The 16,887-nt window shown below is 59.6% G+C and carries 14 protein-coding genes; 6 read left to right on the plus strand and 8 right to left on the minus strand.

Going from position 1 to position 16,887, the window contains the following annotated elements; all coding sequences use genetic code 11:
• Nucleotides 1-13: 13 nt before the first annotated feature.
• Nucleotides 14-1,315, minus strand: coding sequence for a metal-dependent hydrolase family protein (locus HDF08_RS12650; RefSeq protein WP_179639052.1), 1,302 nt, complete (start codon nucleotides 1,313-1,315; stop codon nucleotides 14-16).
• Between the two features lie 102 nt (nucleotides 1,316-1,417).
• On the opposite strand from HDF08_RS12650, the gene HDF08_RS12655 reads away from it, so the two are divergent.
• Nucleotides 1,418-2,821 (plus strand): amidohydrolase family protein, encoded by a 1,404-nt coding sequence (locus tag HDF08_RS12655; RefSeq protein ID WP_218884688.1) that lies wholly within the window; start codon nucleotides 1,418-1,420, stop codon nucleotides 2,819-2,821.
• Between the two features lie 215 nt (nucleotides 2,822-3,036).
• Here HDF08_RS12655 and HDF08_RS12660 read toward each other — a convergent pair whose 3' ends face one another.
• The 4 genes from HDF08_RS12660 to bshC form a co-directional block, all read right to left on the minus strand.
• The gene (locus HDF08_RS12660; protein ID WP_179639053.1) at nucleotides 3,037-4,863 is read right to left on the minus strand and encodes an ABC-F family ATP-binding cassette domain-containing protein; all 1,827 of its coding nucleotides are present in this window, start codon (nucleotides 4,861-4,863) and stop codon (nucleotides 3,037-3,039) included.
• 32 nt (nucleotides 4,864-4,895) lie between these two features.
• Nucleotides 4,896-6,116 (minus strand): VWA domain-containing protein, encoded by a 1,221-nt coding sequence (locus HDF08_RS12665; RefSeq protein WP_179639054.1) that lies wholly within the window; start codon nucleotides 6,114-6,116, stop codon nucleotides 4,896-4,898.
• A gap of 32 nt (nucleotides 6,117-6,148) precedes the next feature.
• A complete protein-coding gene (locus HDF08_RS12670) occupies nucleotides 6,149-6,457 on the minus strand; it encodes a hypothetical protein (RefSeq protein WP_179639055.1) in 309 nt (102 codons plus the stop codon).
• Nucleotides 6,458-6,631: 174 nt separating this feature from the next.
• Entirely contained in the window at nucleotides 6,632-8,269 is a 1,638-nt protein-coding gene (bshC, locus tag HDF08_RS12675; RefSeq protein ID WP_179639056.1) for a bacillithiol biosynthesis cysteine-adding enzyme BshC, read from the minus strand.
• Between the two features lie 118 nt (nucleotides 8,270-8,387).
• Between bshC and HDF08_RS12680 the strand changes: the two genes are divergently transcribed.
• From HDF08_RS12680 to polX, 3 genes are all read left to right on the plus strand, one after another.
• A complete protein-coding gene (locus HDF08_RS12680; protein WP_179639057.1) occupies nucleotides 8,388-9,041 on the plus strand; it encodes an NUDIX hydrolase in 654 nt (217 codons plus the stop codon).
• Between the two features lie 307 nt (nucleotides 9,042-9,348).
• Nucleotides 9,349-9,591, plus strand: coding sequence for a cold shock domain-containing protein (locus HDF08_RS12685; RefSeq protein ID WP_179639058.1), 243 nt, complete (start codon nucleotides 9,349-9,351; stop codon nucleotides 9,589-9,591).
• A gap of 122 nt (nucleotides 9,592-9,713) precedes the next feature.
• Complete coding sequence (polX, locus tag HDF08_RS12690) at nucleotides 9,714-11,471, plus strand: DNA polymerase/3'-5' exonuclease PolX (RefSeq protein ID WP_179639059.1); 1,758 nt, start codon at nucleotides 9,714-9,716, stop codon at nucleotides 11,469-11,471.
• Nucleotides 11,472-11,552: 81 nt separating this feature from the next.
• Here polX and HDF08_RS12695 read toward each other — a convergent pair whose 3' ends face one another.
• Nucleotides 11,553-12,083: a hypothetical protein gene (locus tag HDF08_RS12695; RefSeq protein WP_179639060.1), complete on the minus strand. Its 531-nt coding sequence runs from the start codon at nucleotides 12,081-12,083 to the stop codon at nucleotides 11,553-11,555.
• Between the two features lie 197 nt (nucleotides 12,084-12,280).
• Here HDF08_RS12695 and HDF08_RS12700 point away from each other — a divergent pair, with 197 nt between their 5' ends.
• On the plus strand, nucleotides 12,281-14,425 hold the full coding sequence (locus tag HDF08_RS12700) for a winged helix-turn-helix domain-containing tetratricopeptide repeat protein (RefSeq protein ID WP_179639061.1): 2,145 nt from the start codon (nucleotides 12,281-12,283) through the stop codon (nucleotides 14,423-14,425).
• 94 nt (nucleotides 14,426-14,519) lie between these two features.
• Here HDF08_RS12700 and HDF08_RS12705 read toward each other — a convergent pair whose 3' ends face one another.
• The gene (locus tag HDF08_RS12705; RefSeq protein WP_179639062.1) at nucleotides 14,520-14,894 is read right to left on the minus strand and encodes an RrF2 family transcriptional regulator; all 375 of its coding nucleotides are present in this window, start codon (nucleotides 14,892-14,894) and stop codon (nucleotides 14,520-14,522) included.
• A gap of 90 nt (nucleotides 14,895-14,984) precedes the next feature.
• On the opposite strand from HDF08_RS12705, the gene HDF08_RS12710 reads away from it, so the two are divergent.
• Nucleotides 14,985-15,779 carry a TIGR00282 family metallophosphoesterase gene (locus HDF08_RS12710; protein ID WP_179639063.1) on the plus strand — a complete coding sequence of 265 codons (795 nt, stop codon included), beginning with the start codon at nucleotides 14,985-14,987 and terminating at the stop codon, nucleotides 15,777-15,779.
• A gap of 132 nt (nucleotides 15,780-15,911) precedes the next feature.
• Here HDF08_RS12710 and HDF08_RS12715 read toward each other — a convergent pair whose 3' ends face one another.
• Entirely contained in the window at nucleotides 15,912-16,736 is an 825-nt protein-coding gene (locus HDF08_RS12715) for an EAL domain-containing protein (RefSeq protein ID WP_179639064.1), read from the minus strand.
• Nucleotides 16,737-16,887: the final 151 nt, after the last annotated feature.

Genomic DNA, 16,887 nt, shown 5'->3' on the forward strand with positions numbered 1-16,887 from the left:
CGCAGCCTGCACCTCAAGGCCGCTTGTAAACCACCCCGTTCTTCATCACAAACGACACCTTCGTCGTCGCCGAGATATCCTGCAACGGATCTCCCGGCACCCCGATCACATCCGCAAAATACCCAACCTTCAACTCTCCAATCTTCCCCGCCCATCCCAGCAGCCTCGCGCCGTTCAGCAGATCCGCCTGCAACGCCGCTGCCGGCCTCATGCCAAACTCCACCATCAACTCCAGCTCACGCGCCTGCGTCCCATGCGGAAACGGCCCCACATCGCTGCCCACCGCCATCGGCACACCCGCCGCCAACTGCTTCTTGAACTCCGTCGCATGATACGCAATCAACTGCCTCTCCCTCGCCTCTGCCGGCTTGCTCGCAGCGTGGTCCGCGAAATACTCGCTGATCGCAAACGTAGGCACAGCATAAATCTGCTTCTCCTTCATCGCTTTCATCGTCGAATCGCTCAACTGATACGCATGATCCACCGAAGCCACTCCAGCCGCCACGGCAAATCCCGTCCCCGGTTCTCCCGTAGCATGCACTGCAACCCCGCGCCCTGAACCCACTCCACCGCCCGTCCGCTCAGCCTCTTTCACCGCTGCTCGAAGCTCCGCCTCCGTGTACTGATACGGCGTCACAAACTCACCCTCTCGCACCCCATCCTTCCCTGTCTCATACACCTTCGTAAAGTCCGCGCCACCTTTTCGCTGCTCCCGCATCACCTTCACAATCTCCTCACTCGAATCCGCATAGTCCGCATTTGAAAGCACCCTCTGCGCCGGGTTATACCCAATCGCATCCTCATGCCCACCCGTCAAATCGATCGCATTGCAGCTCATCCGCATTCGCGGCCCCGGTATCAACCCGGAGTTGATCGCATTCCGCACCGCAACATCTGCGCACCCAGCACCCTCGGTGCCCATATCCCGCTCCGCCGTAAACCCCGCCATCAGATCCGCCTTCGCCGCCCCCGCCGCAATCAGCGTTCGCTCCGGCACACTCTCCTGCACCGTCTGTAGATCCTCCGCTCCCGGATGCAGAAACAGATGCACATGCGCATCGATCAATCCCGGCATCAGCGTCGTATCCCCTAAATCAATCACCTCCGCCCCAGCCGGTCGATCCACACGCGAGCCAGCAGCAACAATCCTCTCTCCCTCCACCAGCACCTCACCCGGCGCCACCACCTTCCCTGCTGCAACATCCAGCATCCGCGCCGCATGCAGCACCACCATATGCTTCGTCGCCCCTGTATCTTGCGCCACGCAAACCGAAGCCGCCAACCCGACCAACACCCCGCAAAAAAGTTTTTTCATAGTCCCAGCAGCATATCGCGAAACGCCGCCAACCCAACAACACTCAAGCGAACCGCGCACTTTCCAATTGACTTGAAAACCCATCCACGCTAAACACAACGCATGCCCAGCCATCTTTCAAGCCTCATCCGCCGAGTATTCCTCCTCCTCGCGCTCATGACCTACCCCGCCTTCGCCGCCAATCCCAAACTCATCATCCGCAACGCGCGCATCATGACCATGGCCCCCAACCAGCGCGAGCCCATCAACGGCTACATCTCCATCGCACCAGACGGCACCATCCTGGCCGTTGCCGCAGGAGAACCGCCCGCCACCCTCCACGCCGACAAAGTCATCGATGCCCACGGCGACCTCATGATCCCCGGCTTCATCTCCGCACACAGCCATCTCTGGCAGGCAGCCTATCGCGGCCTCGCCGCCGACAAGACTCTCCCCGGCTGGATCGACGATCTCTATGGAATCCATGCCGCCAAAGCCTCGCCCGAAGACATGTACTGGTTCGCTCTCCTCGGCTCGTTAGACCACCTCGAGCACGGCATCACCACCGCCTACAACTTCACCTACGGCGGTCGAGCCAAGACCGCCGAGTTGAACAATCAGTTTGAAGAGGCCCAGTTCCATGGCGCAGCAGACTCCGGCATCCGCTTCATTCACAGCTACGGCCCCGATCGCATGTCTCCCGCCATCACCATCGATCAGGCCCGCTCCCGCCTCAAGATCTTCCTCGACTGGACCGCCGCCCAACCACCCAACCCGCGCTTCCTCAGCGTCATGATCAGCGGCATGACCGCCTTCAACAACACCTACCAGCAGGCCGTCATGGAAGCGGCCATGATGAAGGAGTTCCACCTCGGCAACCAAACCCATTACATCGAAGCGCCCGACGACCAGGGCGAGCAGCGCTCCAAGTTTCGTTGGATCATGGACAGCGGCCTGCTCACTAACCAGCTCATCTTCGGCCACTTCATCCACTCCGACGACTTCATCCTCCAGCAGACCGCCAAAGCCGGAGCCTCCATGTCGTGGAACCCGCTCTCGAACGGCCGCCTCGCCTCAGGCATCGCCGACATTCCGAAGTACCTCAAGATGGGCATCCGCGTCGGCATGGGCGTCGACGGCGAAGCCAGCGCCGACCTCGCCGACCCCTTCGAAAACATGCGCACCGGCCTCTACGCCATCCACGATAAATACGAAGACGCCACCGTCATGAACCCCTACCAGGTCCTCTGGCTGCACACCATGGGCTCAGCAGACGTCCTCAACGTCAAAGACAAGCTAGGCTCGCTCGAACCCGGCAAATTCGCCGACTTCCTCCTCATCAATCCAAAACGTCTCGGCGTATCACTCGAAGACCCTTACGCGAACCTCGTCCTCATCGCCTCAGAGCGCGACATCGACAGCGTATACGTCGGCGGCGAACTCATGGTCGAGCACAATCAACTCCTCCACCAGGACCTAGACAAAGTCCAATCCGAAGCCAACCGCCGCGTCTTAGCGCAACACTAAACCCAGCAGCAGTTGGCGGTAAGTCTGCCGCGTCCTTTCTTTGTCATACCTTTTGTTTGTCATTCCCGAAGGGAATCTGCGGTTGCCTTCCTCCACACCAACAGCAAATCCGCTCTGGAGCCGGGTGCCCCATCCTTTGCAGTCTCATCGCATAGGGTGGGTTATTCGCGCCACGCGCGAACCGCTCTCGTCCACCATTCGCAACAGCGAAGAACCTACCCAACCTTCTCCGTCAACTCAGCCCACCGCGCATACAGCCCGTCCGCCTCCTCCTGCGCCGCCTCCATCTCCGCAAGCGCCGCCGTCAACCGCCCCGCGTCCACCGCCACCGCCGGGTCCTCAATCATCTCCCGAGCCTTCTGCAACCGATCTTCCGCCGCCTCCACCGCAGCCTCGATCCCCGAATACTCCCGAGCCTCCAGATACGAAAGCTTCTTCTTCCCACCCGAATTCGAGGCCCCATTCGAAGCAATCGCTGGAGCAGGCGAAACTGCAATACCAGCAACCCCCGGAGCGATCGCCTCCTCCACCTTCACACCCCGCCACTGCTCCCACTGCGAGTAATCCGCAAACATCTCCGAACCACCCCGCCCATCCAGCCCCAGCACAATCGTCGACACACGATCCAACATGTAACGATCATGGGTCACTAATACCAGCGCCCCCGTGTACTCAAGCAGACTCTCCTCCAGAATCTCCAGCGTCGCAATATCCAGATCGTTCGTCGGTTCATCCAGCAGCAGCAGATCCGCAGGCTCCAGCATCAGCTTCGCAATCAGCACCCGTGCCCGCTCACCTCCACTCAGCCTTTCGACAGGTTGATTGAGTTGTTCGCTGGTGAAGAGAAACTTCGTAGCATAACTAGCCACATGCACGACGCGCCCCTGATACACCACCGAGTCCGAGTCCGGAGCCAGCGCCCGCCGCAGCGTCACGCCCTCCTCCAGTTCGCGCATCTGGCTGAAGTAGACAATCTTCAACGAAGCCGCCTTCTTGATCGTTCCCTGCGAAGGCTCCAACTCGCCAGTCAACAACCGCAGCAGCGTAGTCTTCCCGCTCCCATTCGGCCCCACCAACCCCACGCGCATTCCAGAGGTCACCAGAAAGTTCAACCCCTCAACAATCTTCCGATCCCCCAGCACCACGCTCACATCTTCCAACTCAACCAGTCGCTTCGTCTGCCGATCCGTCGCAGAAAAATCAATCCCTGCACTCGACGTCTGCACGCGCGAGTTCACTTCCTTCAACTGTCCAATCAGATCCTGCGCATTATCAATCCGAGCCTTCGCCTTCGTACTCCTCGCCTTCGGCCCGCGCCGCAGCCAGTCCACCTCAATCTTTACGCGATTCTTCAGCGCATCCTGCAGCTTGCTCTGCGCCTCCATATACGCCTGCTTGCCCTCGATAAACTTCGAGTAGGTTCCCTTCACCCGCAACAGCCCCTCGGCATACACGCGATTCAGTTCGACTATCTCTGTCGCAACATTCTCAAGAAAATAACGATCATGGCTGATAAGCACACAAGCAAAACTACCCTCATTCAGCAGCTCCTCCAGCCACGCAATCCCAGCTAAATCCAGATGGTTCGTCGGTTCATCCAGCAGCAGCACATCCGGATGCGTCACCACCGCCTCCGCAATCGCCAGCCGCTTCCGCCACCCACCGCTCAGCCGCGCAGCCTCCGCGCTCAAATCCGGAAACCCCGTCCGCCCACTCGTCTCCCGCAGCCGGCCCTCATGCTCCCCGTCGGACACCTTCGCCCGCACCAGCGCAGCCTCCAGCACCTCACGCACTGTCACCCCCGGCGCAAACACTGACTCCTGCTCCACATACCCAACACGAGCCCGCTTCCGCACCGCAACGTCCCCGGCATCGGCGTCTTCATCTCCCGCCAGCACCTTCAGCAGCGTAGACTTCCCTGCACCATTAGGCCCAATCAGCCCAATGCGATCTCCATCCGAAACAGTAAAACTGATCTCACGAAACAAAGGCGTAGCGCCAAAGGCCTTAGTCAAACCCTGCGCATTTAAGATTGGTGGCATTTCTTCAGTCTACCGTCTCTCCCGCGCGCTTCCTAATTGGCCGGAGTAGTTTCGACATCTGCCCAATAGCTGCTTCTCGCCGTCACCTGCAGCTTCGAGTAGTTCCGCAAATGCAAGCTAATCTCGTGGAGACCAGGCGAAGGAGATTGCGGCTGAAAGCTAAGCACATACCGATTCGGAATGTGATTCGAGATCGCAGCCAGACTACGCTCCAGACTCTTCATGTCCGTCAGTTTGAAGTACTCTCCACCGGTTAGACGTGCAACTGTCTCCGGAACATTCCGCTTCAGACCATCCGTAGCTTCGATAGCAGCCATCTTCGCAAGCGCCAGTGGCGGCGCAAGCTGAGTCAGGCAGTCATAAGCCTGAATAGCCTTGTTATGAGTAGCATCAGGATCGGGGTCGGGATCCCTGCCCATGCACCCATTCTGCGGATTCGGATGATGATTCTCCAACCCCAGCTCACCAGGCTGCGTCGGCAGCTCTCGCGCCGCATAGTGCGCCGCCTCCGACTTTCCCGTCGAATACCCAATGCTGTAGATCGTCGTATTCGTATCGCTCACCATGCGCAACGCCTCTTCCATCTTCAGGTGGCTGCCGCGATCAAGCGTCTCACTGATCAGCAGAATCGCACGCCGATACTGGCGCGGCTGATCCCGAAGCAGATCGACAGAGAAGCCGAGTGTGTCGAGAATCGCAGCTCCGTTATCCCCCAGTCCAACGTCGTGAATAGCAAGTGGCGAGGCGCAGTTCATTAGATGATGTTGCCGTGTACAGCCCGGCATCAGCGTCTGAATCGCATCCGCAGCAGCAGCCGTATCGGACGTAAAACCCTGAAGCAACGCAGGCGTGCTATCAAACGTAACCACAGCAACTTTGTGCGGCACATTGCCAACAATCGACGCAAGCATCGGCGCCAGCGGAGGAGCAATCGAACTGTACTTGTTGAACTCGCGAGCGCCCGCCCCACCAACCTCGATCGCCACGACAAGAGCCAAAGGCTCGCCACCCGTATCCTGCTCCAGCGTTAGCATCTGCGGAACGCCATCGTCAGTCAGCAAGAAGTCATCCGCCATAAGCGTATAAACCAGACTCCCCGACTTACTCCGAACCAGCGCCGGCACCACCACCAGGCTCGAATGCGTACTAAACGAGGGAGTCTGCGAGACCTGAGGAGCAGTCTGCGCAAGCATCACGGACCCAGAGCTTGCCAGAAATAAAAATGCGAGAGCGAGTCCAGCCTGGTATCTCATATCGAGCCTCAGGATTACTCCAACACAAACAATTAATCCAAATCAAAATCCCGCAGCGGCCGATCCGTCAGCGGAGTCTCCTTCGCCTTCTTCACCGCCTCCGCAAACTTCTTCGCCATCACATCGTCTTTATTCTTCTGCGCGTCAACGCTCTGTGCGAAGATCAAATCCCGCCGCGCATCCGCCTCGCGCAACGCCTTCGCCGCCTCGCCAAAGTCCTCAAACATTTTCTTCTTCGGAGCGGACGTATGCGCAATCACCGCCCGCGTCACCGGATCCACCTTCAGCATCCCCCCACAATCCGGGCACATCACCTCAAACGGCTGATCGCTCAAACCCATCGCAACACCTCACCCACCTATTCTAAAACTGCCCCCCAACCAAACCAGCTTCAAGATGTGGGTTTCAAGATGTGGGTGCCCCATCCTTTGCGGTTTTATCGCATAGGGTGGGGTATTCGCGCCACGCGCGAACCGCTTTGCAGATCCCATCCTGAGCAAACAGCCCTTCAAACTTCACAGCCGCACCACCACATGCCCCGGACACTGATTCCCCGCCACTCCAACCAGCTTCTCCACCAATCCATCCCCATACCGCGCCATAAACCACACTCCCGCCACCACGCGCTCCTGCGGATGCCCCCCTGGAAACACATTCAGCACAATCGCCTCCGCATGCTTCCGCAGACTCGCCTCCTTCTGCAGCTCAAACGTAGCCGCCATCCTTCGCAGCCGATTCATCTGGTACCGCATCTTCGACCCCGACACCTCCGCCGCCTGCCCCAGCGACTCATCCATCCCCGCAAGGTACGTCGTCAGCGCGCTCAACTCCGTCTCCACCGCATTCCCCACCGCAGCAAGCTTGCGCTTTCCTTCAATCGGCATCGCCCGCGCCCCCAACCTCTGCGCCAGCACCTCCGCCGTCGTCATCGCATCCGGCAACTGCACCTCATCCTTATCCATCACCGTCGCAATCGCCGGCTCCAGCAGCGTCGCGCTCAACCGCGGCAGCACCGGCGTAATCCGTCCCAATATCGCCTCATACAAAACCGCGCTCTGCGCAAAGTAAGCGATCTCCGCCGGCCCGCCCACATAAGCCGCCGTCGGCAGCACCATATCCTGAAACACAGGTCGGAGCAGCGCATTCGGGCTCAACCTCTCCGGCGTCGCCTCCAGAATCGCAATCAACTCCGCCGTCGAATAACTCCTCCCGCCAGCCTTCCACTGAGCCCCACCATCAACCGACGCACCGCGCCGTAAGGCTACTCGCTCTCCCGTCGCCTCATCCAGCAGAAACAACATCGACCCACCCTCGGCCACCAGCACCTGCGCATGATACCCGCGCGCCACCAACTCCTTACCCCGAGCAATCAAAGCATCCTGCAACTCCGCCGCATGTTCAATCGCATATCGCAGCGTGCCAGCCCCCAGCGCATGAAACTCTCGCGAAGCCGCATCCATCACCACCAGCCCCTGCTCCGCAAAGATCTTCGTCATCAATCGCCCGAAGGCCAGCGCCAGCGAAGGCCACCTCCCGCCCTCAGGCCCATAACACTCCCGCAGCCACTCGCTCACCGGAGCGAACTCCAGCAGCTCACTCGCCCGCTCCAGTATCGCCTCCAACTCAGGCCCCGGAACAACCCCGCCCACCGGCACCGCCCGCGCCACCTTCAACCCAGCGCGCAGCGTCTCCACCGACGTCTTCGTCAGCAGCGAAACCTGATCCACCTCTTCCAGATCATGATCCTCCGTCGCCATCCAGAACACCGGCACATGTTCAACGCCCGTTGCCTTAGTGGCCTCTTTCGCCCGCGCCACTGTCGTAGCTGCCTTCAAAATCGTCAGCAGCGGCCCACCAAACAGCACCACCTGCTGCCCCGTCACCACGGCCCGCGCCCCCGCGCGCAACTTCGCAATGTTGGCCTTCGCGGCGTCCCCCGCACCAAACTCAACCGCCTGCTTCTCCAACAGGTCCGCCAACGCTCCGGCATCCTTCACCGGCTCTCCTCTTCCGATCCACCTCCCCGCAAATGGCTCCGCCCCATACCACCGCCGAACCGCAGAGTCCCCGGCGCTTTCCGCCATCGCAAGATAGTCGCGGTAGATCTGCGACACATGCGGCAGCACCGTGATCGGAAAACACTCAACGCTCATGCAGACCTGTCCTCAGACTCGTTCCCTAGGGCAACACGCAGTCCCACAGCAAATTTTTCCGCGCATTCCGTTGGATGCCCGTCACCCAAGTCTAGATGCAGGATGATACTTTAGCCTCATGGCCGCAAAAAGAAAGCAGATAACCAAGCCCAGCGCCCTCCAGTCCGAGACCCCGAAACCACCTGCCGCAACCACCATCAAGCCCGCATCAAAATTCGCCAAATCAAAGCTCATCTCCTCCAAACTCTCCTACAAAGGCAAAGTCTTCTCCGTCTTCACCGACAAGGTCCAGGAGCCAGGCGGACACCTCAACACCCGCGACGTCATCCGCCACAACGGCTCCGTCGTCATCCTCGCCGTAGACGAGTCCAAAAATCCCGCCGACCCTGACATCATCCTCGAACGCCAGTATCGCCACGCCGCCGGCCAGCTCCTCATCGAACTTCCCGCCGGTCGCGTCGAACCCGGAGAAGCCATCCTCGCCGCCGCCAAACGCGAGATGATCGAAGAGACCGGCTACCGCGCCAAACGCTGGACCCTCCTCACCAAATACTTCGCCAGCCCGGGCTTCCTCGGCGAGTGGATGCAGATCTACCTCGCCCGCGACCTCCGTGAAGGCGCCTCCGCCCCCGAACTCGATGAGAACATCGAAGTCTTTCGCCTCCCCCTCTCCGAAGCCCTCGCTCTCATCGCCGACAACAAGATCCACGATGGAAAAACTCTCATCGGTCTCATGCTCTACGACTCAGCTCGTCGCGCTGGCCGGCTCTAATCCACTTCGCAGGTAAAGTGTCCTGTCAAGCCTCCGCCAAACATAACGCTCACTTCTTTAAAGTTTTTTCAACTCCTTCCCATCTCATCAAAAACCATCTGCACGCAATCACTTGCCACACCTCCATATAGGGTGCAAGTTCATAGCCAAACACGCCTGCATCCGCAAAAACCCTGCTTGCAATCACCCCTTGAGAAAACTCCTTCTTCCCTCTTTGCGTCACACCTTTCAGATGGGCGCCGCCGTTGAAACGCTTTCTCTTCGCGGTGCACCATAGTTACAGAACCAAAGAAAGGGAGTCGCTCCAGTGGCACAATATAAGGGCACAGTGAAATGGTTTAACAACGCAAAAGGCTACGGCTTCCTGGGTCGCGATGATGGAGCCGACGTCTTCGTCCACTACAGCTCCATCCAGCGCGAGGGCTACAAGAGCCTCAAAGAAGGGGATGAGGTTGAGTTCGACATCATCCAGGGCACCAAAGGACCTCAGGCCGATCAAGTAGCTCGTCTCAAAGAAGCGAGTCAAAATCAAGCGAGTCAAAGTCAGTAGCGTTAACTTTTCCTCAGGTCGGTGCAGCGGCTCGTACGATCAGCCCTGCTCGATCCCTGTAAGCCCCTCACAATTTGTTGCATACTGACATCAGTGGCCGCACCCGCCTCTGACGCCTTCCCATGGACAATATCTCGATCGCACGCCTCCTCGACGAAACCGCCTCCCTCCTCGAGATCGACTCCGCCGACCCCTTCCGCATCCGCTCCTACCGCCGGGCCGCAGAAGCCGTAGAGCAGCAAACCACCCAGCTCGCCACCATCGCCGACGATCCCAAGCAACTCCTCGCCATCGCCGGCATCGGCAAAGGCATGCTCGCCAACATCCAGGCCCTTCTCACCACCGGCACCATGCCCCTCCGCGAAGAGCTTCTGCAAAAGTACAAACCCACCATGCTCGACCTCCTTCGCCTACCCGGCATGGGCCCCAAGACAGTAGCCCTCGTGTGGTCCTCCTGCCAGGTCTGCGACATCGACGGCCTCGAAGCCGCCGCCAAAGCCGGCCAACTCACCAAGCTCCCCCGCATGGGCGAGAAGTTCGTCACCAAGCTCCTCAAGGGCATCGAAGACCACCGCAAGAACTCCAGCCGATTCCGCATCGATAAGGCCCAGCAACACGCCGACACCATCATCAACCTCATCCGCGCCTTCCCGGGCATCGACGAGATCATCCCCGCCGGCTCCCTCCGCCGCGGCCGCGAGACCGTAGGCGACCTCGACCTCCTCGCCACCGGTCCCGCCTGCGAACCCGACGTCGTCTCGGCAGCCGTCGAACATGTCGCATCCCTCCCCCTCATCGACAAGCTCATCGCCAAAGGGCAAAACAAAGTCTCCTTCACCCTCCGAAACAACCTTCAGGTCGACGTCCGCCTCCTCCCCCGCGCCAGCTACGGCGCCGCTCTGCAATACTTCACCGGCTCGAAGATGCACAACGTAGCTCTGCGACAGCGCGCCATCAAACGTGGCCTAACCCTCAGCGAATACGCGCTCCTTCGCCTCGAAGACAACGTCATCGTAGCCGCCGCCTCCGAAGCCGAGATCTACAACGCCCTCGACCTCGACTACATCCCACCCGAGCTCCGCGAAAACGGAGGCGAGCTCGAAGCCGCCGCAACCCACACCCTCCCGCAGCTCATCACGCTGGCCGACATCCGCGGCGACCTGCACATGCACACCGAGGCCACCGATGGCCGCGACACCATCCGTCAGATGGCCGAAGCCGCCCTCGCCCGAGGCCTCGCCTACATCGCCATCACCGACCATAGCAAAAACCTCGCCATGACCAACGGCCTCGACGACACGAGGGCCCTCGCCCACATCAAACGCATCCGCGAGATCGACGCGCAATTCCAGCAAGAGCTCGAAGGAAAGATCCGCATCCTCCCCGGCATCGAAGTCGACATCCTCGGCGACGGCGCCCTCGATCTCGACGGCTCCACCCTGGCCCAAATGGACATCGTCGTAGCCAGCGTCCACTCCCACTTCAACCAACCAGCCGAAGAGATGACCGCACGCGTCCTCCGCGCCCTCGAAAGCCCGCACGTCCGCATCCTCGGCCATCCCACCGGCCGCAAGGTCCTCGGCCGCGAAGCCTACGCCATCAACATCGACGCAATCTTAAAATCCGCCGCACAAAAAGGCGTAGCCGTCGAGCACAACGCCAGCCCAGCCCGCGCCGACCTCAACGATCTCCACCTCCGCCTCGCGAAAAAACACAACTGCAAGATCGTCATCAACACCGACGCCCACGCCACCGAAGAGCTCGACCAGATGCGTTACGGCATCACCCAGCTTCGCCGCGCCTGGCTCACCCCCGCCGACATCCTCAACACCCAACCCACCGCCGAGGCTCTCCTCCAGCAACTCCGCCCCAAACCCTGATCGTCGCAAACCCACGCGTCGAAACGATGGCCCGGAAGACTCCCGATCTTCCAGGCCATCAGTCTCATCTACTGCACGCTTCTACTGCACGAACCCAGGGCTATCCGCCGTGAGCCGCACCGCTGTGACCTTCCCCGTCAGACGAATCAGTACCTTGCCCAGTGGATCGTAGTTCTCAATGGTGAATGTCCCCTGGAAGCTGTCCCTGTCTCCATCGACAGTGACATTTTCGCTGATGTTTGAAGGCCCAATAAGAACGTTCAGTGGCTGCTTGGTCTTCGGATCCAAAATTACATTCCCCTTCGCATCCACAGTCAGGCCGCTCCAGTTCATAGCGTAGTGGCTAAGTTTGAAGCTGGATCGTCCCGTCTGCTTCCACGCGCCCAGGCAAAAACTGCCCGTCAGAGGATCACGGCCCGAGTTCATAATCTCGGTCCCGTCGCTGTGCCAGGCCGAGTATCCCTGGTCTAGCACCGCGCCGTCAGGGATTCCAGCCGACGTCAGGTTGCCCTCCGAGAGAAACTTGAACCGCCACAGTCCTACAATCGAAGCCCCTTCATGGCCAAAGTCCCAGTCCGCGCCCGTCAAGCCCGAACCAAGCACAAAGGCCATGGGTTTTACACTACCCCTCGTCTGAACTCCCGGATAAGCACCGCATCCGGCCCTCGCAACCGGTGCAAAGACACCTCCCAAAGCGACGACTCCAAGAGCCACAGTCAATATGCTGAATCTCCCTCTCATAACACTTCTCCTTTGGCGCCGACTCTTGCCGACGCACAGAACCTAGCACCTGCCGCGACAAATCGATCATGAGTTGTTCTGAGGACTTCCTCATCCCCAATGAGGAAGCGCAAACCATCTGCATCCAGCAGGTTGCAACATCCCCGCATCGCAGGAGCACCTCATTCACCAGCAGCATTCAGGCAGCAAACTATAATCGTCTTCCAATGTCTGAGGCTTTGCCGCGAAAGCTCAACTCCGCGATCCGCTTTGGGGACTATGAACTCGACCCTAAACGCGGCGTGCTGTCGCAAAACGGAGTACCGCTCAAACTTCAGCCTCAACCCTTCCGCGTCTTCGAACTCCTAATCGCGCGCGCTCCCAACATCGTCACCCGCGAAGAGCTCAGCGACTACGTCTGGGGAGACGACGTCTACGTCGATCTCGACCAGAGCCTCAACTTCTGCATCCGTCAGATTCGCTCGGTCTTAAACGACTCTGCCTCGAATCCCAAGTTCGTCGATACCCTGCCCAAACAGGGCTATCGCTTCATCGGACCGATCCCCGTGCTGCCCGCAGAACCTCCTCCGCCTTCAACCGGGGATCAGAGCCAACAATCTCTCGCAAATAGAAACCGGAGAGTTGGCGACACCAATCCGCCTCCTGCGGCGCCCAACGCAGTCGCCCTGCAGGATCCCCCACCCCACCTCGCACAACCACACCGCGGCAACCCGGAACCTCCAGACCAGCCCGAAGCCTACCCACCCCGCAGCTCTCATCGTCGCCTCTGGCTCTTCGCATCAGCCCTCGCTCTTCTCATCCTCGCAATCGTTCTCGGCGCACGCACTCTGCGAAGCCGCCCCCTCACGAACGCCGCATCCAAAATCACCTCCCTCGCCGTCCTCCCGCTCGACAACCTCTCCGGCGACCCCACCCAGAACTACTTCGCCGACGGCATGACCGACGAGATCACCACCATGCTCGCCAAGAACTCAACCCTCCGCGTCGTCTCCCGAACCTCTGCCATGCAATACAAAGGCGCCCACCGCCCCCTCCCCGAGATTGCCCGCGAACTCGGGGTAGACGGCATCCTTGAAGGCTCCATCGCCCGCACCGGCGACAAAGTGCACATGACTATCCAGCTGATCCAGGCCCCCAGCGACACACATCTCTGGGCCGAAAGCTACGACCGCAACGTAAACGACATCGTCGCGCTCCCCAATGAAGCGGCACAGACCATCGCGAAGAAGCTCAATAGTGCCGTCCCTCAACCATCGCCGCAACGCTACATCAGCCCCGAGGCCCATGACGCGTTCCTGCGCGGACGATATCTCTGGTTCAAGGGCATGAACGAGCAGGCAGGTCCATACTTCAGGAAAGCCACCGGGATCCAGCCCGACTACGCCCTCGGCTGGGCTGGTCTTGCGATGTACTACGGCCAAGGCACCCTGGCCGGCGAGATCGATCCCAGAGAAACAGTTGCAGGGCTGGAAGCCGCACGCAAAGCGGTGGCTCTCGACGACTCACTTCCCGAGGCCCACCTCGTACTTGGAGCCATGCTCTTTATCAGTCCTTGGGATTGGGTGCAGGCCGATCCGGAGCTCGTCCGCGCGGCTGATCTCAATCCCCGCTACGCCGAGGCCTACCACTTCCGCTCCAAGATGTACGTCACTCTCAATCGCAACGAAGAAGCGATTCAGTTGGAGAAAAAGGCAATGGAACTAGATCCGTTTGAACGCCCCTATGGCTTGGCGTACACCTACAGCGAGGCACGACTGTACGACGCCGCGATCAACGATGTTCTTCAACGCCTCGAGTCCCAGCCCGGGGACAATGGTCTACATTGGATGCTGTGTGAGATCTATCGCCGCAAAGGCGATCTGAAGCAAGCCGCACAGGAATGGGAGAAGGCCACGCTCCTCTCAGGCGACAAGGATACTGCCGCGATCATCCACCGGACATTCCAGCAGGGCGGATACCCTGCCCTACTCCTCTGGCGGCTCAACGACCTCAAACAGAAAGCCACGAAGCAATACGTGTCGCCTGTCGATCTGGCGCTGCAATACGCGCAACTCCGGCAAAAAGAAAAAGCTCTCTCGCTGCTCGAAGCAGGCTATCGCGAACATTCTCCGCTTCTGCTCTCAATCCAGCAAGACCCCGCCTACGACTTCCTCCACTCCGACGAACGCTATCGCGCCATCATCAGAGGAACCGGCCTCCCGCCAAAATACTGACCCCGCCAACCCGCCAATGCACCTAAGCAACACCCAAACGCAGCAAAGCCCCGGTTGTTCACCGAGGCCAAACCACAAAAACCAATTCGTCCAATTACTTCTTCTTCATCCTCTTCACCACTCCAGCAAGCGAGTGTTCATTCATCGCCGTCACCGCATCCCCGCGCACCTTCTTGATCCACGCGCTCACGGCCTTATCCTCGATGCTTAGCCAATCCCCCGCCGACGCCTCAAACACGTCCCCAAGCCCGATCTGCTTCGCCGGAAGCTTCAGCTTCGCACCCCCATGCGGACCCTTCTTCTGTTCAATCAATCCCGCCTTATGCAGCAGCAGAAAAGATCTCCGCACCATCACGGCGCTCTCTTTCAGCTCCTCTGCAATCGCCGACGAGGTATGCATTGCTCCCGGCTCGCTCGCCAGCACCGCCAAAATTCGCACGCTCAACTGAAACCGCCCGCTCTGTGCCATTCAAAAAAGCTACCACACCCAGCCGAGGATTCGCCGACTCATCCCCCATCCGCGAAAGATTCTCCACCCACCACCATGTAAACTTCTTCAGTGAACATCCTTTTTGTCGGCGACGTCTTCGGCTCCGCCGGCCGCCACATCGTCCGCGAACACCTCCCCCACGTCCTCGAAACCAACGCCGTCGACCTCCTCGTCATCAATGGAGAGAACGCCGCCGGCGGCTTCGGCATCACCCCCTCCATCGCAGAAGAGCTCTTCGACCTCGGCGCCCACGTCATCACTACCGGTAACCACATCTGGGACAAGCGCGAGATCTTCGAGTACATGACCGTCCCCGCCGACTCCCACGCCCGTGGCCGCCGCGTCCTCCGCCCCGCCAACTACGCCGTCGGCACCCCAGGCTTCGGCGTCTACCAGGGCGAGCTCCCCACCGGCCAGCCCTACGCCGTCATGAACCTCCAGTGCCGCGTCTTCATGTCCTCCTGCGACGACCCCTTCCGAAAAGCCGACGAGCTCCTCAGCAAGATCACCGCCAAAGTCATCCTCCTCGATCTCCACGGCGAAGCCACCAGCGAAAAAGTCGCCCTCGGCTGGTATCTCGACGGCCGCATCACCGCCCTCCTCGGCACCCACACCCACATCCCCACCGCTGACGAGCGCGTGCTACCCAACGGCACCGCCTACCAGACCGACGTAGGCATGTCCGGCCCCTACGACTCCGTCATCGGCGTAGAAAAAGAACTCGTCCTCGCCCGCTTCCTCACCGGCATGCCCGGCAAGTTCGAACCCGCCAAGGGCAACCCAAAGATGTGTGCCGCCCTCATCAACTGCGACGGAGCCACCGGCCGCGCCCATCACATCCAGCGCATCATGCTAGGCGAATAATCTTCAAGTATCTGTACAGAAAATTTATAGATCGTCATCCTGAGCGAAGTGACTCACGGCACTTTGTGAGTCACGCAGTCGAAGGACCCCCGCATTTCGCTTTCTGCAGTTGCTTATTTTCTCCGAATCAAGTCACTGCCGAATCGCATTGCGTAGCCACTCCACCTCATCCCGTGTAATCCGCGAAAAGAGTCTTGGCTCACTCCGCGGATACCGCACCTGCGGAATCTCGCACCCTACCGGACGCGCAAACAAAAATCCCTGCATGTAGCGAATCCCAAACCCTCGCAGCGTCAGATACTCCTCTACCGTTTCTACGCCCTCTACGATCAGCTTCACCCCCAGCTTGCGGCACACCTTGCTGAACGCCTCAACAATCGTCTTCTTCGCGCGATTCGTCGCAATCCCCTTAATCAGCTCTCGGTCGATCTTCACCACATCCGGAGCGCATCGCGCCAAAACACTCAACCCCGCATATCCTGCCCCAAAGTCGTCGATCGCAATCACCACCCCAGCCTTGCGATGCAGATCGACGATCCGTGCCAGTTCGTTGCCATCCAGCCGCACGCCCTCCGACAACTCCAGCACCAGAGACTCCGTTCGCAGTCCATAGTGCTTCGCCAGCCGAATCACATAGTAAGCGTCCTTACCCCGCAGCTCCATCAAAGGCCCCAGATTGATGGCAAGCTTGGTGCCGCTCTGCTCCAATCGCATCGCTGCAGCCAGACGCATCGACTTCGCCATAGCCAGCTTGTCGAACGCAGAAATCCGAGAGGGTTCAAAATCTTTGATTAGCGCTGCATAATTCTCTCCATGCAAACCGCGGCAGAGAGCCTCATACGCATAGACTGTCTCGGTCTCCAGGTCCACAATCGGCTGTAAGACAATCTGAAACTCAGGAAACGTTCTTCGCCCCCGATGCTTCGATCCGTAACCACTCTGCGTCAAAAAAAGCATTGCCGGTCCCCCTTACTTTGCACACCATAAGCAGTTTGGGAGATACAAATATTTCCAATGCTTCCACCTGGCGGACGGGTCATGTTTGGGGTCTTCTCCCCCTAACAATCCGGAAGGTTGTACTTGAGCTAACGAAGAAAACATCGGCTCA

This window comes from Tunturiibacter empetritectus (assembly GCF_013410875.1).
GTDB lineage: Bacteria > Acidobacteriota > Terriglobia > Terriglobales > Acidobacteriaceae > Edaphobacter > Edaphobacter empetritectus.